Below are 20,856 nucleotides of genomic sequence, written 5' to 3' on the forward strand. Positions count from 1 at the left end.
GGATGGACGCCGCCAGGTCGCCGGCTTCGGCAATGAGCTACGAACGAGGCGTCAGGATGTCAGGATCGCAACCATGCCCAACCTCTACGTCCTCGGTGCGGCAGCCTTGGCCGCGATGTCGATCGCGACTCCTGCGGGAGCTGCCCCGCGAGCAGAGCACCTGAAGCTCAAGATCAGCTCGGTAACCAGCCCGATCTTTCTCTTCGACGCCGGGATCGCGGAGCAGAACCTGGTGCCGGCCATCCAGGTAACCGGACTGCTGTCTGGCTGCACGTCGGGCGCGGACAACTACGGTGAGAGCACCACTGTGGAACAGGACGGCCACACGCTCTTCGAGTGGGGCGGCCACCCCGGATCGGGCTTGGTCTCGTGTACGGACCCTTCGGGCTCCACGGTGAACACTGACCCGATCTTTGCCTTCAGCGGCGCCCCCGTGCACCCGGGACGGGTCCGGATCACCATGACGGTCCAGAGCTATTCCAGCTCTGCGAAGGTGACGGTGACTCGCTGGGCCACCATCCCTGGCTGACCTCTATTCGACAGCGTGGTAGTCCACCAGCAGGTAGCCGCTGGGTGAGGTCAGGCTCCGGGTCGGTTGGAGCCGCATCGCCGGCAACCCGTCGAGGAGCCTTCGCCCGCTACCGACGACCACCGGAGCGATGGCCAGCCTGAGTTCGTCGACTACGCCGGCGGCCAGCAGGGCCTGGACCACCGAGATGCTGGCATGCACGCCGATGTCGCCGCCCGGCCGATCCTTGAGGTCCCGCACGAACCCGGCCAGGTCGCCGTCGATCACCGTCGTGTTGGTCCACTCCCGCTCCAGCGGCGTGGAGGTCGCGACGTACTTGGCGACCCCGTTGATGAACGTCGCGAACGGCTCGATGTCGCTGGTCGGCCAGTACCCGGACCACTCGTCGTAGCTGCGGCGGCCGAGGATGACGGCGTCCTGCGTCGCGATGAGCTCGGTGCCGCTGGCGTCCACCACGTCGTCCCAGGCCGTGAAGAACCGGTCGGGAGCCTCGGCGACGCCGTCGAGGGACAGAAACTCGAACGCGACGACCTTGCGCATGCCCGACACCTCCGACCGACCTGGACGCCCAGCCGGGGACGGCATGAGCTGCCAGAGCCTAGCGGTGCCGCTTCTCGAGGCCTACCTCGGTTACCGGAGTAGATCCCCGCAAAACGGCGTAGGCCGGCATAGCCTGGACACCTTTCAATCGCCAGACCACGGGGAGCCAGGCTTTGTCCAGCGACACCAACAATTTCCACAAGAGCAAGAAATCGGCCGCGTTCCTGAAGCACGCCATTCTCGACAGTTATGTGACCCCGTTCGCGAGCAAGACCGGCAGCACGTCCAGAGGAAGCCGCGTGGCATTCATCGACGGGTATGCCGGGCCCGGCCGTTACGACGACGGTTCTGAGGGATCGGGCGCGATGTTGCTGCGGAAGGCCAAGGAACTCGCTGCGATGCGCAGTCCGCGCCGGGTCGAACTGCACTTCGTGGATGACGAGGAGGAGACAGTCGCCCGGCTGGCCAGGGTGGCCAGCGACGAGGGCGAAGGCGTGAGCTACACGATCACCGATGGTGATATCGCCACGCAATTGCCCACACTGCTCGACGCCGTGAAGGACATCCCGTTATTCGTCTATCTCGACCCCTGTGGCCTGCCCATTCCGCTTGACGAGGTCGCTGGCATCTTCGACCGGCCCGCTGGCCCCGGCACCCCGGCAACAGAGGTTCTTATCAACCTTACGGCGGGCCTGCGGCGCTTCGCGGGCATGCTCTACAGCGAGAAGGTGGTGGAGAATTCGCTCAAGGCACTCGACGCGGCCTGTGGAGGCGACTGGTGGAGAGCAGTCTGGCTCGAGAAGTGCCCTACCAAGAGCGCCTCGGAAGAGCAGAAGATGGCTGCCGAATTGGCTGTGGTAGAAGGGTACGCCGAGAGGCTGAGCAAGCGAGCAGGTGGAGCGGGGACCCGCATCATCGAGGTCAAGCCACGCGCCCACCTCAAGCCGGTCTACTACCTCGTGTTTGCCACCCGCAGCACACATGGCTTGGTGACGTTCGGCGATTCCGCGTCGAAAGGCCTGGAGAAGTGGCGTCGGCACAACGCCGAGATGGATGCCGAGGACACCCTGTTCGGCGAGGCCGCCGAGTGGGAGGCGGGCTGGAACGCCGAGGAGGCGAGGCTCAAGGCCCAGTGGGTCGATACTCTCACCCAGCGGTTGATCACGGAACTGGCCAAGGGGCAGCCCTTCCGGATCATCGACAAGGTGGAGGAAATCCTGGGCGACGGCCTCGTGGGCGTGGTCCGGACGATGCACCTGCGCGCGGCGATCAACAAGGCGCGGGCAGCAGGGAAGACGACCACCGAGACCAAGAACGTGGACGACCTCTACGACCTCTGGATCACGCCCGCATAGGAGCTGGCATCTCGTCCCACGAGCGTCCGTCGAGTTCGCGCCCGTTGGTCTTGGGAGTGCGCCCTCCCCACTGCTTGAAGAAGAACGCGACTCCCTGGGCGCGGCAGTCGTCGCGAAGTTCACGCACCCAGGTCGGGTCGAGCGGACGGTGGTTCGGTCCACTCTCACCGCCGGCGATGATCCAGTGAATACCTGTCAGGTCGATACCGGCGAGCGACCCCAGCAGCGGCTCGGCTGATACGAAGCGAGTGGCGGCAGGCACGCGGCGCAGGTCATCGAGTCGCCACAACTGCTCCGACGTCTCGACGCTGACGCCGAACCAGACGTTGCTCGGCCATGGAAGTTCTTCGGCCATCCGCGCCGCCCGCCGAGGCCGCTTGGTGAGCAGCTGATAGGTGTGCCGGGGCGTTTCCGCCATGACCTGGAAGACATCGCGAATGAACGATGACGAAACGCGGGCGTGAAACAGGTCGGACATGCTGTTGACGAAGATCACCCGCGGGGACGACCACTGGTGCGGAAGTGCCAGCGCCGAGGGGTGTTCGGTGACGGCAAAGCCCGGTCCGCTGGTGCGCGGGTCGCCGTCATTCTGGTACTTCGGATTGCCCATTGCCTTTAGCCGCTTCGCCAAGGTCAGGGCATAGCAGTGATCACAGCCCGAGCTGATGCGGTCGCAGCCGGTCGTGGGGTTCCAGGTTGCCTCGGTCCATTCGATTCCACTGCCGTCCGCCATGGCACCAAGGTATGCCACGCACGTCCGGCGACTTGGCATGCCGGGCCGATGCAGCCGGGATGATTCCGTCCAAAAGTACCGACCGCACAGGCGCGAGACCACGCGGCCCTGGCGATCCGTGAATGCCCCGGTCAGAGGTCCTTGCGGACGAAGGCGGTCGCCGCCAGCCCCCACACCATCGCCACCCACACCACGGCCCAGACCAGGTAGCCGGCGGTCAGCGGCGCCACGCTCAGGAACGGAAACGCCTCGCTGCCCCCGCCACCGAACTCCATCAGCGCGGTCGGGTCCTGGAAGGCGTGCATCGCCCCGCGCCACAGCCCGTCGGTCGGCAGCAGCATCCGGGACACCGCCCCGACCCGCGCCACGGAATGGTTGCCCAGCGACTCCCCCACGCCGCCGACCACCCCGGCCACCCAGGTGGTGCCGAACAGGCCGACCGCGACCACCCCGGACGCCATCGGCGAGATCGCGGTGGACAGCAGCACCGCCAGGGTGAGCAGCACGGTGGTCTGGAACGCCAGCAACCCGAGCGCGGCAGCCGGCTGCGGCGGCCAGTAGTCCACCGTCGCCCGCACCACCAGGCACTGCGCCAGGCCCGCCAGCACCACGAAGCCGGCGCCGAAGGCCACTAGTCCCAGCCACTTGCCCAGCAGGAACGCCGACCGGCGGATCGGCCGGGCCAGCACCGCCAGCGCGATGCCGGACTCGGTCTCCCCCGCCAGGGTGGGCCCGGCCAGGAACGCGGTGCCGAGTGCGGCGATCAGGCTGTAGCCGAACATCACCAGGTTGAGCAGGATGGACGCGGTCAGCCGGGTTTCTCCGCTGGTCAGCGCGCTGCCACCGGTATTGGCGGCCAACCGGGAGAAACCCCAGGTGCTCAGCGCGAGCAGCACCACGGTGAGCGCCGCCAGCGCCAGCAGCACCCGCCGGCGAGACGCCTCGCGCAGGGTGAGCGCGGCGATGGTGAGCACCGTCCGGACCGTCCCCGCAGCGGGCCGGGACACGACCGCCGCGGTCACTGCTCCGCTCCTGACCGGGCAGCGGAACCGGCGCGCAGGATGCCGAGCAACCGTTCCTCCAGGGTGATCCGGGCCGGCTCCACGGCATGCACCCGGGCCCCGAGAGCGGCGAGGTCGGTCACCAGGTCCGGCACCGCCGCCCCGTCGTCGTCGGGCGGCAGCACCACGGTGTACCAGTCGCCGGTCTGCTCCACCGTCCCGACCGCGGCCAGCCGGGCCCGAGCAGGCGCGGACAGCCCGGTCAGGTGCAGCCGGAGCTCGCGCTGGCCGAGCAGCTCGGTGAGCGTGCCGGAGGCGGCGACCCGGCCGCGGTCGAGGATGACCACCCGGTCGCAGACCCGCTCCACCTCGCCGATCAGGTGCGAGTTGAGCAGCACCGCGACGCCGCGGGACTTCAACGCCAGCACGATGTCGCGCACGTCGACCCGGCCGAGCGGGTCCAGCGCGCTGGTCGGCTCGTCCAGTACCACCAGCTCGGGCCCGGTCACCAGGGCCACCGCCAGCCCGAGCCGCTGCTGCATCCCCTTGGAGAAGCCGCCCACCCGGTCGCCGGCCCGGTCGGCCAGGCCCACCAGCGCCAGGCAGTCCCGCTGATCGCGGGCAGGCACCTCGAGCCCGGACAGCCGGACGTGCAGGGTGAGCACCTCGGCCGCGGTCAGCCATGGCTGGTAGCGGAACAGCTCGGGCAGGTACCCGACCCGGGCCCGCGCGGCCGGGTCGGTGGCCGGCCGGCCGAGCAGCATCACCTCGCCGGCGTCCGGACGCACCAGGCCCAGCAGCATCTTGATCACCGAGGTCTTGCCGGCCCCGTTCGGGCCGAGCAGGCCGACCACGTCGCCGCGGGCCACCTGCAGGGACACGTCCTCGACGGCGTGCCGCTTGCCGTACCGCTTGCGCAGGCCCGAGCACCAGACCGCGGGGGCGGCCGGCAGGCCGGCGACCAGCCACGCCATCTCGTGCTGCGCGGTGCGATTGCGCGCAGCCTTGAGATCCGAGGTCACTGCAGCTCCCGGGCGATCTTCAACACCTCGCCGGTACTCAGCGACCCGGCCACCACGGTCACCTTGCCGTCGTTCACCCACATCACCGCCGCCAGCGTCCGGTCCTTGGTCTCCAGCACGGTGGCCGGCGTGCCGTTCACGCTGTCCTGCCGGGTGCTGACCTGGTCGGCGGGCACCGGCAGCGGCAGGGTGGAGCCGTCCGCGGTGAAGGTGCGCAGCTGCTCGGCCACCTTGTCCGGCAGTCCCGGCAGCGACAGCAGGTAGTCGCGCAGCACCTCGAACGGGGCGCCGGAGGAGTACGCGGTCGGCGCGACGGCCCGGCCCACCACCAGCGCGGGTACCCCGGTGGCCGACTTCCAGACCTCCGCCACGCCGGGGCCGGCCGCCAGCCGCACCGAGCTGCCGTCCACCCCGGCCGGCGGCGCCGGCAGGCTGGCACCCGCCTCGGCGGCGGCCTGGGCGGCCTTGCGCGCGGAGAAGGTGAAGGTGGCGCTTGCCTTGCCGCCCACCTGGTAGGCCGGATCACCGCTCACCCCGCGGGGCAACCGGACCACCTCCGGCACCGCGAGGCCGGTGTCGGCCGCCGCGACCGCCGCATTGGGGACTTCGTGCACGTCCGGCTGGGCGGTCACGTTCAGGGTGCCGTACGCGCTCAGGTTGGGCAGCGCCACCAGATCGGCGGTGCTGAGCGGCACCGCGGTGATCCGCTCGGTGGAGAAGATCTGCAGCCAGTCGTTCGCGGCGGCGGTGCCGGCACCGGCCAGCACCACCCCGACGGCCAGCGCCGCGGCCGCGGGACGGCTCAGCGCCCCTCGCCACCGGGCGGGACGGGCCGGCGTGGCAGCCCGCTCGGGCCGGGGAGCCGGTCCGGCGGTGGTCAGCTGCTGCCAGGCGTCGTCGAGGTCGACGCCGGCATCTGCATCGGTGGCCAGCGCCGCGCCCACCAGGGCGGCGTCGGAGCGGGTGGCGACCAGCGCGTCCAGGCAGTGCTGGCAGTCCGCGACGTGCTGCCGGTCGGCATCGGCCACCCCGGCCGGCTCGTCGAGCAGCCGGCGCAGCACGCCTTCAGTCGGATGACGCATGACGGTTCAACTCCTTGCGCAGAGCGGATTCGGCGCGTCGCACCGTGGTGCCGACGCTGCCTGGGGACAGGTCGAGGGCCGCGGCGACGTCGGCGTAGCTCAGGCCGCTGTGCCGCAGCACCAGGGCCACCGCCTGGTTGCGGGGCAGCGTGGCGAGCGCGGCACGCACCCGGCTGCGCTCCTCCAGCGTGACCACCGCCTCGGCCACATCCGACACGACGGGATGGACCGCGGCGGCGGTCTCCTCCCGCGACGCGCGGCGCCGGCCGGACCGGAGCAGGTTCAGCGCGGTATGGGCGGCGGCGACGCACAGCCAGCCGGTGGCGTCCTCGGCCGGCACGGTGGACCGGCTGAAAGCCAGGAAGGTCTCCTGGGCGACGTCCTCGGCCTGGTCGCGCGAGCCCAGCACCCGGGCGGCCACCGCGACCACCTGCCGGTAGTCGCGGCGGAAGATCACCTCCAGGTCGGCGCGCACCGCACCCGACACGGCCACCTGCCTCTCGTCCCGCCCCGCCGCACCGGTGGCCACCTCGGGTGCCGCCAGGACGGCCGTCGTTGCTCGAACCGGGTCCATGTCCTTACAGCACCGCCGATGGCGGAAATGTGACACCCGGTTGCCCGAGCTAACCACCAGCCGTTCGGGTTCGGCCGGCGCCGCGCACTAGTCCGGGCGGTCAGTGTCCGGCTGACGGTCAGTCGGCCAGATGGTCATAGCCGGACGACGCCGCCCCGCCGGACAGGCTGGCGTACCCCGGCCCGCGGTCGAAGAACGGCCTCGTCGCCGGCCGGGCAGCCCGCAGCCGCTCGCGCAGCGCCGCGGTGGCGGCGTCGTCGACGGCCAGTGAATCTCCGTCGCCGGCCAGCACCACGCCGTAGTCGTCGCGGGCCGCGCCGGCCGACACCTTGCCCCACCGGACGTCGTGCAGCACCGCCGCCGGCGCCCGGTCCAGCGGGTCGCCCCAGCCCCCGCCGCCGGTGGTGCGAATCCGGATCACCTCGCCGGCCCGGACCGGTTCGGCGTCGGCCAACGCGTCCACCTCGCGCTCGTTCGGACCGCCCGGGTCGATCACCACCGAGAACGGCCGGCCGGCCAGGCCGCCCCGCACCCCCCAGCAGGCCAGGATGGAGCGGTCGGCGATGGACATGAAGTGGCCGTCGGACAGCATCCGGATGTGCTTGTCGTAGCCCAGGCCGCCGCGGTACTCCCCCGGCCCGCCGGAGTCCGTCGCCAGGCCCAGCCGCTCGATGAGGAACGGGAACCGGGCCTCGGTGAACTCGGTCGGCAGGTTGCGGGAGTCCGGCACCACGTGGATGGTGTCCTCGCCGTCGGCGTAGTACCGCCCGCCCGAGCCGCCACCGAGCACCTCGCGCATCAGGTACGGCCGGCCGTCCCGGTCGTTGCCGTAGACGCCGGTGTAGCGGATGGTCTCCTGGTCGGCCGGCATCCGGCCGTCCACCGCCTTGGCCAGCACTCCGGCCAGCACCCCGAGCAGCCGCAGGATCACGAACGTCCGGGCGTTGGTCGGCGCCGGGAACACCGGGGTCAGCAGGGTGCCCGGCGGCGGGAAGCGCATCTCGATCAGCGGCACCACGCCCTCGTTGACGTCCAGCTCGGCCATCCGCTCCGGGCTGTCGGCCAGGTTGCGCAGGATCGGCGCCAGCCACTTCTTCAGGAAGTTGCCGTCGGCGTAGTCGGCGCAGTGGTTGATCGGGCCCTTGGCCTGCGGCGCGGTGCCGGCGAAGTCCAGGATCAGCCTTTCCCCCTGCGCGTCGTCCGGCCCGGTCCGGGTCAGCGTGATCCGCTGGGTGTGCAGCTTCGGCGGCTCGACGCCGTCGTGCTCGGCGTAGTCCTCCCAGGTCCAGCTGCCGACCGGGATCTTGGCCAGGATCTCCCGGCGGTAGGTCTCGGTGGTGCGCTCGACGATCTGGTCGAAGCAGGCCTCCACGACCTCGCGGCCGTACCGGGCAAACAGTTCGGCCAGCCGGCGGGAACCCATCAGGCACGCGGCGCACTCGGCGTCCAGGTCGGCGGCCAGCGACTCGGGCATCCGGGAGTTGCGGGTCATGATCCGCAACGCGGCCTGGTTGGGCACGCCCTGGTCCCACAGCTTGATCGGCGGCACCATCAGGCCCTCTTCGAACACGCTGGTGGCGTGGCTGGGCATCGAGCCCGGCACCGCGCCGCCGATGTCGTCGTGGTGCCCGAAGGCCTGCACGAAGGCCACCACCTCTGGTCTGTTCCCGGAGTCACAGAAGACCGGCACCGTCACGCACAGGTCCGGCAGGTGCCCGATGCCGCCCTCGGAGAGGTAGACGTCGTTGTGGAAGAACACATCCCCCGGTCGCATTTCGGCCAGCGGGAAGTCCCGGGCCACCGGGTGCACCAGCGCTGAGTAGCTGCGGCCGGTTAGCTTGCGCAGCAGCCGGTCGTGGATGCCGGCCCGGAAGTCGTGGGCGTCCCGGATCATCGGCGACCGGGAGGTGCGGGCGATGGCGGTCTCCACCTCCTGCTCCACCGAGGCCAGGCTGCCCTGCACGATCTCCAGCACGATCGGGTCGACGCCGGCGCCGCGATCCGGGGTGAGCGAGTCGGTCATCGGGCACCGTCCTTGGTCACCCGCAGGTTGCCGTAGCGGTCCAGCTCGGCGGTGAAGCCGGGATGGATGGGCACCGTGGAGCCGAACTCCTCGATCACCGCCGGCCCGCCGATCCGGTCGCCGGGACTGAGTTTCGTCCGGTCGTACAAGGGAGTCGGCTGGTAGCCGGTGACGTCGAAGCAGACCTCCCGGACGCCGGTCTGCGCCGGCTCCGCGCAATCGGGGTACTCGGCCAGCTGCGGGCGGCGGATCGGGCCGACCCCGGTCACCCGCAGGTTCACCCACTCCACCCGCTGCCGGGGATCGGCGGCGAAGGAGTAGCCGTACAGCTCGGCGTGGGCCTGGTGGAAGTCGTCCGCCACCGCGTCGAGCTCGGCCCAGCCCAGCGGGCCGTCCGGCACCGGCACCCGGACCTCGAAGGCCTGGCCGAAGTAGCGCAGGTCGGCGCTGCGCCGGAACTGCTGCTCGGCCGGCGCGAAGCCCTCCCGGTTCAGCGCCTCGGCGGCCTGGCCGGTCAGCTGCTCGATGATCCGGCTGACCGTGTCGGGTGTGAGCGCGTCGTGCTGCGCGACGCAGGTCTGCACGTAGTCATTGCGGACGTCGACGGTGAGCAGCCCGAACGCCGAGACGTTGCCGGGCTCGGGCGGCACCAGCACCCGGGGCAGGCCGAGGATGTCGATCAGCCGGCAGAGCAGCAGCGACCCGGAGCCGCCGAAGGTGGTCAGGGTGAACTCGCGGACGTCCAGCCCGCGCTGCACGGTGACCTGGCGCAGCGCATTGGCCTGGTTCCACGCCGAGATCTCCAGCACCCCGAGCGCGCAGGCGGCCGGTTCCAGGCCGAGCTTGCCGGCCAGCTGGTGCAGGCCGGTGCGGGCCGCGTCGGCGTCCAGGCCGATCTCACCGCCCAGCAGGTGCGGCGGGATCCGGCCGAGCACCAGGTGCGCGTCGGTGACGGTGACCTCGGTGCCGCCCTTGCCGTAGCACAGCGGGCCGGGTTCCGCGCCGGCCGAGCGCGGGCCCACCTTGAGCGCGCCCTCCGGGGACAGCCAGGCGATCGAGCCGCCGCCGGCCCCAACCGTCACCACGTCGATCATCGGGATCTTGGACGGGTACTGCCCGACGCTGCCCTCGGTGGTCAGCGCCGGCTGGCCGTCCAGCACCACCGCCACGTCGGTGGAGGTGCCGCCGCCGTCGCAGGTGAGCACCCGGTCGTAGCCGGCGTGCTCGGCGATCAGCGCGGCGCCGAGCGCGCCGGCGGCGGGGCCGGACAGCACCGTGCTGATCGGCTGGCGCACCACCTCCTCGGCCGACAGCACGCCGCCGTTGGACTTCATCACGTAGAACGGGATCGGCGGGTCCGGCCGCAGCCCGTCGAGCCGGCGGCGGATGGAGCGGACGTAGCCGGCCACCTTGGGCTTGACCGCGGCGTCCACCAGGGTGGTCATCGAGCGCTCGTACTCCCGGTACTCGCGCAGCACCTCGGCCGAGATCGACACGACCGCATCCGGGTGTTCCGCAGCGAGGATGTCGCGCATCCGCAGCTCGTGGTCGGGGTTGGCGTAGGAGTGCAGCAGGCAGACGCCGATCGTGTCGATGCCCTTTGCCTTGAACCAGCGCGCGGTCTCGCGGGCCTGGTCCTCGTCGAACGGCCGGACCTCGGCGCCGGTGTGGTCCAGCCGGCCGGGCACCGTCCGGACCCGGTCCACCGGCACGATCCGGTCCGGCTTGACCCAGAAGTAGCTGTTGCCGTAGCCGTCCGGGACCGACTGCCGGGCGATCTCCAGCAGGAACTCGTACCCCTCGGTGGTGACGAAGCCGAGGTCGCCGACCTTGCCCTCCAGCAGCTGGTTGGTGGCCACCGTGGTGCCGTGGCTGACCGCGGCGATCGCCGCGCCGTGTTCGGCCTCCGGCAGGCCGAGCTGGCGCAGCACCTTGGCGATGCCGGCCAGGAAACCCTCGGCCGGGTCGCTCGGGGTGGAGGCGGTCTTGGTGCTGATCCGCCGGCCGGTGCCCTCGTCGAAGGCGACCACGTCGGTGAAGGTGCCGCCGGTGTCGATGCCGATCCGAATTCCTGCCACGATCAGGATCCAACTGGCAAATGTTGCTCAGCGCTTGGGCGAATCTTGCCCGAGAAGGCGGGGAGGCGTTGGCATTCACTGGGGCGTAGTCAGTGACTTGTTCCTGCTGTACCTTTGTGGGCTACCCCATGGCTTTTACCATGGATTGCCTTTACGCGAAAGCTCGGCCTATGCCCGGCACCGGCGCACCCGTTACCTCCGGATCGGCGCTGGCCGGCTTCCCCGCGACGTTCTGGTGGGTGTGGGCCGCGACCCTGGTGAACCGGCTCGGCGGCTTCGTGGTGGCCTTCCTGGCGCTCTACTTGACCCTGGAGCGGCATTCCTCGGCGTCGTTCGTAGGGCTCGTGGTCGCGCTGTACGGCCTGGGCGGCGTGCTCGGCAACCTGATCGGCGGCGTGCTCTCGGATCGCCTTGGGCGTCGGATCACCCTGCTGGTGGCACAGCTGGCGACCGCCGTCACCACCGTCGCGCTGGGCCACAGCACGGCTCCGGTGGTCATCGCCGTCGTGGCGTTCTCGGTCGGCATGGCCAGCAACGCCTCCCGCCCGGCCATCTCGGCGATCATCGCCGACATCATCCCGGCGCCGGACCGGGCGCGGGCGTTCGCGTTGAACTTCTGGGCGATCAACCTCGGCTTCGGCGTCTCGGCGGCACTGGCCGGCCTGGTGGCCGAGCGCAGCTTCCTGCCGCTGTTCTACGGCGAGGCCGCGGCCAGCCTGCTCACCGCCGCGGCGGTCCTGATCCGGGTGCCCGAAACCCGCCCGGCTGCCGAGTCGTCCGGGATCGAGGGCAGCCCCGCGCCGCCCGAGACGCACCGGTACAGCATCGCGAGCGTCCTGCGAGACCGGCCCTTCATGAGCCTGGTGGTGATCACCTGGGCGGTGTGCCTGACCTACCACCAGGCCAACTCCACGCTCGCCTTCCGGATGGGCAGGCACGGTTTCACCCCGGCGCAGTACGGCCTCACGGTCGGTGTCAACGGTTTCGTCGTCGTGCTGCTGCAGTTGCCGGTGACCAGACTGGTGCAGGGCGTGGACCGGCGGCTGGTGCTGATGCTGGCCGCGATGCTGACCGGCGGCGGCTTCGGGCTGGTGGCGTTCGCCTACACGGCGCCGGCCTACGCAGGCACCGTGGTGGTCTGGACCCTGGGCGAGATCCTGCTGGCGCCGGCGGCCATGGCGGTGGCGTCGGAGATGGCGCCGGTGGCTGCCCGTGGCCGTTACCTCGGGATCTACGCGCTGGCCTACGCCGGGGCCGCGTTCGCCGGGCCGGCGTTCGGCGGTGCGCTGACGGACTGGTACGGCGACGGCGCGGTGTGGGCCGGGTGCGCCCTGGTTGGCGTGCTCGCCGCGGTCGGTTACGGGCGGCTGGCCGGAGCCGGCACCCCGGCGGTCGCCCTGACGTCCGGCAGCCCGGGCGCCTGACTCCACACCCACAGGGCTGGGTCGGGCTCCGCGCCGTGCAAGTCAGGCCGGAAGACCGCGCGAAGCCATAGCATTTCCACATGGCGGTAGCCGGCGGTCACGTCGCTCGGGGTCCGGTGAGCCCCACCGCGCCGCCAGACCGGCTGCCTGCCACATCTGCAAGGAAGTCCCAGGTGCTTCGGCTGTTCGCGATGTTCCTGGTGGCGCTGCTGGCCGGTGGCTGCGACGGCAGAGGTGGGTCGGACAGACCTCCGGCGACGCTGAGTGACTGTGGCACGGCCGCCGATCCCGGCAGCCCGGACGGCGGCGCCGTCGCCGGGCTGAAGTGGCCGTCCGGCAAACGGCCACTGGGTACGCCGGCCCAGGCCTACTTCTGCCTCGGCAGTTTCACCGGATCCACGGTCAGCTTGATGCAGTCCGGCACCCCGGTCACCGTGCAGCCGAACCAGGTCACGGTGCCGAAGGACGGCGGCGTGATCCCGGTGACCGTCACCGCCACGACGAGCGGGACCACCACCCTGCTGCTGCGGATAGCCGACCCGACCGGCAGGCCGCAACTGCAGCGGGTAGTCGCACAGGTGGTGGCTGACAACGACCGGTGGCACTTTAAGAAGGCCAGCTGACCGGCGGGTAGCCCTGGCGGATGTGCTGCGGCGAATGTTCGTACGACAGCAGGCCGGCTAGGTGGCTACAATTGATTTAGCTAATCTAGCCACCTGGAGGCGTCATGGATGTCGGCATCAAGGACCTGCGCGACAATCTGAGCCGGCACCTCGCCTCGGTCCGGGACGGGCACACCGTGACCGTCACCGACCACGGCCGGCCGGTGGCGAGGATCGTGCCGGCCGGGCGGCCCACCAGGCTGGAGACGCTGATCGCCGATGGCCGGGTGACCAGATCCGGCCGTTCCAAGGGCCCGGCTCCCGATCCCCTGCCGGCTGCCGGAACAGTCACCGATCTCATCGACGACCAGCGGCGGTGATCGGCTACCTCGACACCTCGGCCGTCGTTCCGCTGCTGATCTCAGAACCCAGCAGCCCATCCTGCCGGCGCTTCTGGGACGACGCCGACGCTGTCGTAACCAGCCGGTTGACCTACGTCGAAGCTTCAGCGGCACTTGCCCAGGCCCGACGGCTGGATCGGATCACCAACCGGACGCACCGGAACGCGCTGGCGCTGCTCGATCAGTTGTGGGAGCAGTTCGAGGTCGTCGAAGCCGACCACGTCACCGTTTCCCGGGCCGCGGCGCTCGCCCGTCAACTGGCACTGCGGGGTTATGACGCCGTGCACTGCGCCGCAGCCGAGAGCGTCCAGGACGCGGAGCTGGTGGCAGCCGCCGGCGACCAGGAGTTGCTGCGTGCCTGGGCTGAGCTGGGCGTCGCCTGTTATGACACGACCCGCTCCTGACCGGATCCCGGCCGAGCGTTTGCGCTGTAGGCCAGGCTGAGCGCCGGCCGGCTCAGCCGAGCTTGAAGGGCGTCCGGCCCTCGGAGAGCAGCAGCTCGGCGTTCTTGCGGATCAGCGCCAGGTTGCGGTCGGCCAGGTGGTCGAAGGTCTGCGGCACCGACGAGCCCGGGCTCATCGAGCGCATCGCGGTGTCCGGGTCCAACCGGGCCGACACCCAGCACTCGTGCGACGAGGCCCGCGCCACCACCTCGGCGGTCGGCGTGACGATCATCGAGTTGCCGAAGTAGATCACCCCGCCCGGGTCGGTCCCGGTGGCGTTCGCCCCGATCACGTAGACGTGGTTGTCATACGCCCGGGCCCGGTTGGTCAGCTCCCAGATGTCGGCCGGGCGCAGCAGCGCCGACGGCCGGCAGATCAGCTCGGCGCCGGCCAGCGCGGTGATCCGGGACAGCTCGGGGTAGTCGCCGTCGAAGCAGATGATCACGCCGATCCGGCCCAGCGCGGTGTCCACCACCAGGACGTCCTCGCCCGGCGTCACCCAGCCGCCGCGGTCGGCGCGCTCGGTGCCGAACGGATGGGTCTTGCGGTAGACGCCGAGCAGCTCGCCGGCCGGGTCCAGCACCACCGCGGCGTTGTAGACCACGCCGCGCTCCGGGCCGCGCTCGTACGTCCCCAGCACCAGGTGGGTGCCGAGCTCGGCGGCCAGGTCGGCGAACGGTTGCAGCACCTCACCGGGCAGCTCGCTGACCAGGTCCCACAGTTCTTCGGCGGCTACCCCAGGGGTGAAGCCGGTGGTCACCGACTCGGGCAGCACGATCAGCTCGGCCCCGGTCGAGGCGTGGCACTGCCGGGTCAGCGTGAGCGCCCGGTCGGTGTTGGCGGCCACCCCGGCGGCGGTCAACGGCCCCGGCGCGGGCGCCACCTGCACCGCGGCCGCTACGAACTCACGCATCGTCAAGCCTCCGTCCACCCCGGGCCACCCGCACCCCGACCAGTACCCCGGCCAGTGCGGTGGCGGCACCGAACACCGCTCCCAGTATGAACGACACCGGCTCACCGGTACGAGCCGCGAGCCGTCCCGGCCCGGCATCGCGGTACACCGTCGGCATGCCGGCGGTTCCCGCCTCGCCGATCGGGGCCGGGGCCATCGACCGGGCACCGGTCAGCACCTCGTCCACCGCGGCGAAGAACTCGCCGGCGAGCTTCTTGGCCACCCCGGCCAGCATCCGCTGCCCGACCCCGCCGATCACTCCGCCGACCACCGCATCGGCGTCATAGCGCAGCCGGGTGGCATCGCCTTCCTCGACAAGGGTCACCGTCACGTCCGCGCTGACGGTGCCCGGGCCGCCGGCACCGGATGCCTTCATCAGGAAGGTGTTCGGCTCCGGCAGCTCGGCCAGCGACACCGTGCCGGTGTAGCTGCCCTTGATCGAGGCCACCCCCGCGGTGACCGTCATGTCGTAGCTGTCCGGGCCGGTCGTCACCAGCCGCTCGCAGCCGGGGATGGTGGCCACCAGCACCGCCGGGTCGCGCAACGCCGTCCAGACCCGCTCGACCGGCGCGTGCAGCACCGCCTCGCCCGCCACCTTCACGACCGGTCCCCTTCCTGCTGGCCCGGCACGGCATGTGCCGCCCGGAGTTCGAAAAGCTCGCTCGGCGAGATCGGCATCGAGGTGATCGCGAAACCCTCGGCGTCGGAGATGGCGGCGGCGAACACCGCCGCGCTCGGGATCACCCCGGCCTCGCCGGCGCCCTTGATGCCCAGCGGGTTCAGCGGCGAGGGCGTCTCCAGGTGGTCGATCTCGATCGAGGCCGGCACCTCGGAGACGTAGGGCATCAGGAAGTCCATGAACGAGGCGTTCTGCAACTGCCCGGACTCGTCGTAGGCCATCCGCTCGTAGAGCGCTCCCCCGACGCCCTGTGCCACGCCGCCGTGCACCTGGCCCTCGACGATCATCGGGTTGATCAGGGTGCCGCAGTCGTGCACCACGCAGTAGCGCAGGATCTTGATCTCGGCGGTGTCCGGGTCGGTCTCCACGATCACCGCGTGCATCCCGTTGGCGAAGGTGGACCCCACCGGCGAGTAGTAGTCCCGGCCCTCGATGCCGGGCTCGTCGTCCTCGCCGACCGGTGGCTGGTCCGGATGCCCGACCACGAACTGGGTGGCCGCCTTGGACGCCTCGTCGAAGGCGTAGCGCAGCGGGTTGGACAGCACCGCCACGGTGCCGAGCGAGATCTCGGCACCGGGACTGCCCTTCACCCGCACCCGGCCCTCGACGATCTCCAGGTCACCGGGCTCGGCCTCCAGCGCGTCGGCCGCCACCTTGAGGATCTTGGCCCGGGCCGCCCGGGCCGCCAGCGCGATCGCCGAGCCGCTCATCACCGCGGCCCGGGAGGCGAATGTGCCGACCGCGTAAGGGAAACGCCGGGTGTCGCCGGTGACCACCTCGATGTCGGACATCGGCACGCCCAGCTCGTCGGCCACGATCTGGGCGAACGCGGTCTGGTGGCCCTGGCCCTGCGAGGTCAGGCCGGTGGCCACCTTCACCTTGCCAGTGGTCTCGACCTGGACGTGGCCGCCCTCGTACGGGCCGACGCCGGTTCCCTCGACGTAGCAGGCCAATCCGATGCCGACCCGGCGTCCCTCGGCGCGTGCGGCGGCCTGGTAGGCCGGCCAGTCGTCCCAGCCGACGAGCTTCTTCAGCTTGGCCAGCGACGCCGGGAAGTCCCCGGAGTCGTACACCAGCGGCCGGCCGTCCTGGAAGATCAGGCCGTGGTCGTAAGGCATCTCCTCCGGCTGGATGAAGTTGCGCTCCCGCACCTCGGCCCGATCCAGGCCCAGGTAGCCGGCGATCGCGTCCATCGTGCGCTCCATCGCGTACACGCCCTGCGGCCGGCCGGCGCCACGGTACGGAGTGACGATCACCGTGTTGGTGTAGAGGGATTCGAACTCCACCCGGTACGCGCCGGGCTTGTACGGCCCGAGCAGCTGGGTCGAGGTGATGATCGGCACGATCAGCCCGTACGGGATGTAGGCGCCGTGGTCGTGCCAGAACCGCACCGACAGCCCCAGCAGCCGGCCGTCGTCGTCGAAGCCGACCTCGACGTGCTGCTGCTGGCCGCGCTCGTGCGCGGAGGAGATGAAGTGCTCACGGCGGTCCTCGGTCCACTTCACCGGACGGCCCAGCGCGCGGGCCGCCATCGGCACCAGCACCTCCTCCGGCCACGGGTGCACGATCTTGACCCCGAAGCCGCCGCCGACGTCCGGGGTGATCACCTCGACGCTGCCCAGGTCCAGGCCGAGCTTGACCGCCACCGCGGCGCGCACCCCGGTCGAGGTCTGGGTGGAAGTCCAGATCCGCAGCCGCTGCGCGTCGGCGTCCCAGCGGGCCAGCACCCCCCGGCCTTCCAGCGGGGTGCTGGCCGAGCGCTCCACGGTCAGGTCCAGCTCCAGCCGGTGCGGGGCGGCGGCGATCGCGGCGGCGGCGTCGCCGACCTCCTGCACCAGGTGGGCGGCCACGTTGCCCGGCACGTCCGGATGCACCAGCTGCTCGGCGGCTCGGGCGGCGGTGATCCCGACCACCGGCGGCAGCACCTCGTAGCTGACCACGATCCGCTCGGCGGCGTCCTCGGCCAGGTAGCGGTTCTCGGCCACCACGAACGCCACCGCCTCGCCGACGTAGTTGACCTCGTCGCGGGCCAGCGGGTACTGGGTGCGGCCATGGGTCAGCGCCGGGTGCGGGATCAGCAGCGGCAGCGGGTCGGCCAGCGGGCCGGTCAGGTCGTCGTAGGTGTAGATGGCCAGCAGGCCCTCGACCTCCAGCGCCCCGGTGACGTCGATGTCGAGGATCTTGGCGTGCGCGTGCGGCGAGCGCAGCACCGCCACCTCGACCGCGTCGGCTCCCAGGTCGTCGAGGTAACGGCCGTTGCCGGTCAGCAGCCGGCGGTCCTCGACCCGGCGGACCGGCTCGCCCATCATCCGGGTGGTCACGACGCACCCCGCTCCCGGGTGAGCTCGGCAGCGCGCAGCACGGCCGCGACGATGTTCTGGTAGCCGGTACACCGGCACAGGTTGCCGCCGATCAGCTCCCGGGCCTGCTCGGGCGTCGGGTCGGGATTGTCGGCCAGCCCGGCGGTGATAGTGGTGAGGAAGCCGGGCGTGCAGAAGCCGCACTGCAGGCCGTGGCACTCGGCGAAGGCCTGCTGCACCGGCGACAGTTCGCCGGCTGTGTCTCCAGTACCTGCCAGGCCCTCCACGGTGGTGATCTGCTCGCCGTCCATGCTGACCGCCAGCAGCAGGCAGGAGCGCATCGGCACACCGCCGACCAGCACCGTGCAGGCGCCGCACACCCCGTGCTCGCAGCCGACGTGGGTGCCGGTCAGGCCCAGGTCGTGGCGCAGGCAGTCCGACAGCAACCGGCGGGCCGGCACCGCGACGCGATGCTCGATGCCGTTGACGGTGAGGGCGACCCGGTGCCTTGCCTCTGACTGCACGGCTCCCGGCTGGATGGCTTCGCTCACGCGGCGACCTCGGCAGCGGCACCGGCGGCCCGCCGGGCGGCGATGCCCAGCGCCCGGGCGGTCAGCACCCCGGCTAGCTGGCGGCGGTAGGCCGCGCTGGCGTGGATGTCCGGCTCCGGGTCCACCGCGTCCCGGACCAGAGCGGCCACGGCCGACTCCGGGCCGGCGTAGTCCGCGTCGTACGCCCGGCCGCCGGCCGCCCCGGTGAGGTCCAGCACCAGCGGGGTGGGCGCCACCGACAGGTAGCCGGCCCGGGCGGTGGCGATCCGCAGGTCGGAGTCGAGCTCGACCAGGACGGCCACCCCGCAGACCGCGTAGTCGCCGTGCCGGCGCGACACCTCGAGGAACGCGGTGCCGGACCGGGCGCCGAGGGCCGGAAAGCTCGCCTCGACCGCCAGCTCACCGGGCCGGACGGCCGACTCCAGCGGCCCGAGGAAGAACTCGCCGGCCGGCACGGTGCGCCGGCCGGCGGTCGAGGCCAGCGTCACCGAACCGCCCAGCAGGCACAGCACCGCGGGCAGCTCGGCCGCCGGGTCGGCGTGCACCAGGCTGCCCACCGAGGTGCCGCGGTTGCGGATGGTCGGGTGGGCGACCGCGGCCAGCGCCTCGGCCAGCAGCGGCTGGCGGTCCCGGGCACCGGCGTCGTGCAGCACCGCGGCGTGCCGGGCCAGGGCTCCGACCCGGACGGCGTCCGGGCCGGAGCGTACGTAGGCCAGCTCGGCCAGCCGGTTGACATCCACCAGCCGGGACGGCGCGGCCAGCCGCATCGACAGCAGCGGCAGCAGGCTCTGGCCACCGGCGAGCACCTTGGCGTCCGGGCCGAAACCGGCCAGCAGGTCCAGGGCCTCGTCGAGAGACTCCGGACGGCTGTAGTCGAACGCTGGCGGCTTCACCCTGTCCCAGAACCTCCCTGTCCGTGCCTCGGTGCGTCGGTGCCTCGGTACGTCGACGCGTCGGTGCCCTGGTAGGTCGGCGCGTCAGCGTCTGGGTACCTCGGCGTGTCAGTGCCCTGCGTGGGTCGGTCGGTGATCGGAGCGGTGTTCTCCACCACCGGGGTCACCCCGACCCTGGGAGCAAGGATATGCACCAGGTGGTAGCCGATCAGCACGATCAGGGTGCCGGCCGCGATTCCGGTGATCGAGAAGGTGTCGGTGAACTTGATCGCCAGGTTGCCGATGCCGGCAATGATGCCGGCGGCCAGCGGCACCAGGTTGACGGGATTGCCGAAGTCGACCCGGTTCTCCACCCAGATCTTGGCGCCGAGCAGGCCGATCATGCCGTACAGCACCAGCGTGATGCCGCCGAGCACCCCGCCGGGGGTGGCGGCGACGATCGCCCCGAACTTGGGGCAGAACCCGAACAGGATGGCCACCACCGCGGCGATGTAGTACGCCAGCGTGGAGTAGATCCGGGTCGCGGCCATCACGCCGATGTTCTCGGCGTAGGTGGTGGTCGGCGAGCCGCCGACCAGCGAGGCCACCGCGGTGCCGACGCCGTCGCCGACGAAGGCCCGGCCCAGGTAGGGGTCCAGGTCGTCGCCGGTCATCTCCGAGACCGCCTTGACGTGGCCGGAGTTCTCGGCGATCAGCGCGATCACCGACGGGATCACCAGCAGGATGAAGGTGATCTTGAAGGTGGGCAGGTGCGGGCCGGTGAGCGGGCCGAAGGTCGGGCTGATGATGTCCTGCGGCCAGCCGATCCAGTCGGCGCTGCGCACCCCGCTCCAGTCGATCCGGTGGCCGGTGCCGGTGCAGGCGGTGGTGACCGCACCGCCGCACTTGGGCACGTCGTTGATCCGGTCGGCGATCCAGCTGATCAGGTAGCCGAAGATCAGGGCCAGGAAGATCGCGATCCGGCTCAGGAAGCCGCGCACCAGCACCGCGAGCACCAGCACGAACAGCGCGGTGAGCAGGCCGATCCACTGCTCGGTCGGGAAGTAGATGCTGGTGGCCACGGTGGCCAGGTTGAAGCCGATCAGCATCACCACCGCGCCGGTGACCGCCGGCGGCAGCACCAGGCGCACGAACCGGCTGCCGCCGAAGTGCACCAGCAGGCCGACCGCGGCCAGGATCAGGCCGGCGATCAGGATCGCGCCGGTGACGTCGGCGGAGTCGCCGTCCTGCGCGCGGATCGCGGCGACCGCGGCCACGAACGAGGCGGAGGTGCCGAGGTAGGACGGCACCCGGCCCTTGACGATCAGCAGGAACAGGATGGTCGCGACGCCCGACATCATCACGGCCAGGTTCGGGTTCAGGCCCATGATCGCCGGGAAGACGAAGGTGGCGCCGAACATCGCCACCACGTGCTGGGCGCCCAGGCCGCCCATCCGCAGCCAGGACAGCCGTTCGCCGGGACGCACCACCGCGCCCGGCGGCGGCGTCTTGCCGTCGTAGACCAGTTTCCATCCGAACGCAGACATCATGGCCTCCCGAGCATGGGGTATGGCCGCCCGGTTTCCGCCGGGCAGCCTCAGCTACACGGTGCAGTGTTGGGCCAAAGATCGGCTTGACGGCTGTGACACGCCGCAGCCGGGAGCGGGGTGGCCGGGACAGCGCGGAACTACCCGG

Annotated in this window: 20 protein-coding genes; 6 read left to right on the forward strand and 14 right to left on the reverse strand. The window is 71.3% G+C overall.

Annotation, left to right across the window (positions count from 1 at the left end):
* Positions 1-73 precede the first annotated feature (73 nt).
* Positions 74-529 (forward strand): hypothetical protein, encoded by a 456-nt coding sequence (locus VLJ82_RS13530; RefSeq protein ID WP_408663884.1) that lies wholly within the window; start codon positions 74-76, stop codon positions 527-529.
* 3 nt (positions 530-532) lie between these two features.
* Here the strand turns inward: VLJ82_RS13530 and VLJ82_RS13535 are convergent, their stop codons facing one another.
* A complete protein-coding gene (locus tag VLJ82_RS13535; protein WP_408663885.1) occupies positions 533-1,069 on the reverse strand; it encodes a dihydrofolate reductase family protein in 537 nt (178 codons plus the stop codon).
* Positions 1,070-1,242: 173 nt separating this feature from the next.
* Between VLJ82_RS13535 and tcmP the strand changes: the two genes are divergently transcribed.
* Entirely contained in the window at positions 1,243-2,424 is a 1,182-nt protein-coding gene (tcmP, locus tag VLJ82_RS13540) for a three-Cys-motif partner protein TcmP (protein WP_408663886.1), read from the forward strand.
* Here the strand turns inward: tcmP and VLJ82_RS13545 are convergent.
* From VLJ82_RS13545 to VLJ82_RS13575, 7 genes are all read right to left on the reverse strand, one after another.
* Positions 2,411-3,157, reverse strand: coding sequence for a DUF5131 family protein (locus VLJ82_RS13545; RefSeq protein ID WP_408663887.1), 747 nt, complete (start codon positions 3,155-3,157; stop codon positions 2,411-2,413). The two genes, tcmP and VLJ82_RS13545, sit on opposite strands and share 14 nt — an antisense overlap.
* 131 nt (positions 3,158-3,288) lie before the next feature.
* A complete protein-coding gene (locus VLJ82_RS13550) occupies positions 3,289-4,179 on the reverse strand; it encodes an ABC transporter permease (protein ID WP_408663888.1) in 891 nt (296 codons plus the stop codon).
* Positions 4,176-5,132, reverse strand: coding sequence for an ABC transporter ATP-binding protein (locus tag VLJ82_RS13555; RefSeq protein WP_408663924.1), 957 nt, complete (start codon positions 5,130-5,132; stop codon positions 4,176-4,178). Before VLJ82_RS13555 ends, VLJ82_RS13550 begins: the two co-directional genes overlap by 4 nt.
* 44 nt (positions 5,133-5,176) lie before the next feature.
* Positions 5,177-6,262 (reverse strand): hypothetical protein, encoded by a 1,086-nt coding sequence (locus VLJ82_RS13560; protein ID WP_408663889.1) that lies wholly within the window; start codon positions 6,260-6,262, stop codon positions 5,177-5,179.
* Positions 6,246-6,836, reverse strand: coding sequence for a sigma-70 family RNA polymerase sigma factor (locus VLJ82_RS13565; protein ID WP_408663890.1), 591 nt, complete (start codon positions 6,834-6,836; stop codon positions 6,246-6,248). The genes VLJ82_RS13560 and VLJ82_RS13565 overlap by 17 nt, the downstream gene beginning before the upstream one ends.
* Before the next feature lie 118 nt (positions 6,837-6,954).
* Positions 6,955-8,859: a hydantoinase B/oxoprolinase family protein gene (locus VLJ82_RS13570; RefSeq protein WP_408663891.1), complete on the reverse strand. Its 1,905-nt coding sequence runs from the start codon at positions 8,857-8,859 to the stop codon at positions 6,955-6,957.
* Positions 8,856-10,940, reverse strand: coding sequence for a hydantoinase/oxoprolinase family protein (locus tag VLJ82_RS13575; RefSeq protein WP_408663925.1), 2,085 nt, complete (start codon positions 10,938-10,940; stop codon positions 8,856-8,858). The genes VLJ82_RS13570 and VLJ82_RS13575 overlap by 4 nt, the downstream gene beginning before the upstream one ends.
* A gap of 167 nt (positions 10,941-11,107) precedes the next feature.
* Here VLJ82_RS13575 and VLJ82_RS13580 point away from each other — a divergent pair, with 167 nt between their 5' ends.
* From VLJ82_RS13580 to VLJ82_RS13595, 4 genes are all read left to right on the forward strand, one after another.
* Complete coding sequence (locus VLJ82_RS13580) at positions 11,108-12,361, forward strand: MFS transporter (protein WP_408663892.1); 1,254 nt, start codon at positions 11,108-11,110, stop codon at positions 12,359-12,361.
* A gap of 173 nt (positions 12,362-12,534) precedes the next feature.
* Positions 12,535-12,984: a hypothetical protein gene (locus VLJ82_RS13585; protein WP_408663893.1), complete on the forward strand. Its 450-nt coding sequence runs from the start codon at positions 12,535-12,537 to the stop codon at positions 12,982-12,984.
* Positions 12,985-13,088: 104 nt separating this feature from the next.
* Positions 13,089-13,343, forward strand: coding sequence for a type II toxin-antitoxin system Phd/YefM family antitoxin (locus VLJ82_RS13590; RefSeq protein WP_408663894.1), 255 nt, complete (start codon positions 13,089-13,091; stop codon positions 13,341-13,343).
* Positions 13,340-13,768 (forward strand): type II toxin-antitoxin system VapC family toxin, encoded by a 429-nt coding sequence (locus VLJ82_RS13595; RefSeq protein ID WP_408663895.1) that lies wholly within the window; start codon positions 13,340-13,342, stop codon positions 13,766-13,768. The genes VLJ82_RS13590 and VLJ82_RS13595 overlap by 4 nt, the downstream gene beginning before the upstream one ends.
* 52 nt (positions 13,769-13,820) lie before the next feature.
* On the opposite strand, the gene VLJ82_RS13600 is transcribed toward VLJ82_RS13595, so the two are convergent.
* The 6 genes from VLJ82_RS13600 to VLJ82_RS13625 are packed head-to-tail and all read right to left on the reverse strand — an operon-like array spanning position 13,821 to position 20,711.
* On the reverse strand, positions 13,821-14,720 hold the full coding sequence (locus VLJ82_RS13600) for a carbon-nitrogen hydrolase family protein (RefSeq protein ID WP_408663896.1): 900 nt from the start codon (positions 14,718-14,720) through the stop codon (positions 13,821-13,823).
* The gene (locus VLJ82_RS13605) at positions 14,713-15,360 is read right to left on the reverse strand and encodes an SRPBCC family protein (protein WP_408663897.1); all 648 of its coding nucleotides are present in this window, start codon (positions 15,358-15,360) and stop codon (positions 14,713-14,715) included. The genes VLJ82_RS13600 and VLJ82_RS13605 overlap by 8 nt, the downstream gene beginning before the upstream one ends.
* On the reverse strand, positions 15,357-17,759 hold the full coding sequence (gene cutA, locus VLJ82_RS13610) for an aerobic carbon-monoxide dehydrogenase large subunit (protein ID WP_408663898.1): 2,403 nt from the start codon (positions 17,757-17,759) through the stop codon (positions 15,357-15,359). Before cutA ends, VLJ82_RS13605 begins: the two co-directional genes overlap by 4 nt.
* Positions 17,756-18,289: a (2Fe-2S)-binding protein gene (locus VLJ82_RS13615; RefSeq protein WP_408663899.1), complete on the reverse strand. Its 534-nt coding sequence runs from the start codon at positions 18,287-18,289 to the stop codon at positions 17,756-17,758. Before VLJ82_RS13615 ends, cutA begins: the two co-directional genes overlap by 4 nt.
* A complete protein-coding gene (locus VLJ82_RS13620; RefSeq protein WP_408663900.1) occupies positions 18,286-19,182 on the reverse strand; it encodes an FAD binding domain-containing protein in 897 nt (298 codons plus the stop codon). The genes VLJ82_RS13615 and VLJ82_RS13620 overlap by 4 nt, the downstream gene beginning before the upstream one ends.
* Positions 19,179-20,711 carry a uracil-xanthine permease family protein gene (locus VLJ82_RS13625; RefSeq protein ID WP_408663901.1) on the reverse strand — a complete coding sequence of 511 codons (1,533 nt, stop codon included), beginning with the start codon at positions 20,709-20,711 and terminating at the stop codon, positions 19,179-19,181. Before VLJ82_RS13625 ends, VLJ82_RS13620 begins: the two co-directional genes overlap by 4 nt.
* Positions 20,712-20,856 lie beyond the last annotated feature (145 nt).

Source organism: Jatrophihabitans sp., assembly GCF_035474675.1.
In the GTDB taxonomy this organism is placed as follows: domain Bacteria; phylum Actinomycetota; class Actinomycetes; order Mycobacteriales; family Jatrophihabitantaceae; genus Jatrophihabitans_A.

Excerpts from the sequence above, each read along its gene's own strand:
- VLJ82_RS13530 (WP_408663884.1), top strand. The coding sequence starts at position 74 with ATGCCCAACCTCTACGTCCTCGGTGCGGCAGCCTTGGCCGCGATGTCG.
- VLJ82_RS13535 (WP_408663885.1), bottom strand. The coding sequence starts at position 1,069 with ATGCGCAAGGTCGTCGCGTTCGAGTTTCTGTCCCTCGACGGCGTCGCC.
- VLJ82_RS13545 (WP_408663887.1), bottom strand. The coding sequence starts at position 3,157 with ATGGCGGACGGCAGTGGAATCGAATGGACCGAGGCAACCTGGAACCCC.
- VLJ82_RS13555 (WP_408663924.1), bottom strand. The coding sequence starts at position 5,132 with ATGGCGTGGCTGGTCGCCGGCCTGCCGGCCGCCCCCGCGGTCTGGTGC.
- VLJ82_RS13560 (WP_408663889.1), bottom strand. The coding sequence starts at position 6,262 with ATGCGTCATCCGACTGAAGGCGTGCTGCGCCGGCTGCTCGACGAGCCG.
- VLJ82_RS13565 (WP_408663890.1), bottom strand. The coding sequence starts at position 6,836 with ATGGACCCGGTTCGAGCAACGACGGCCGTCCTGGCGGCACCCGAGGTG.
- VLJ82_RS13570 (WP_408663891.1), bottom strand. The coding sequence starts at position 8,859 with ATGACCGACTCGCTCACCCCGGATCGCGGCGCCGGCGTCGACCCGATC.
- VLJ82_RS13580 (WP_408663892.1), top strand. The coding sequence starts at position 11,108 with ATGCCCGGCACCGGCGCACCCGTTACCTCCGGATCGGCGCTGGCCGGC.
- VLJ82_RS13590 (WP_408663894.1), top strand. The coding sequence starts at position 13,089 with ATGGATGTCGGCATCAAGGACCTGCGCGACAATCTGAGCCGGCACCTC.
- VLJ82_RS13600 (WP_408663896.1), bottom strand. The coding sequence starts at position 14,720 with ATGCGTGAGTTCGTAGCGGCCGCGGTGCAGGTGGCGCCCGCGCCGGGG.
- VLJ82_RS13625 (WP_408663901.1), bottom strand. The coding sequence starts at position 20,711 with ATGATGTCTGCGTTCGGATGGAAACTGGTCTACGACGGCAAGACGCCG.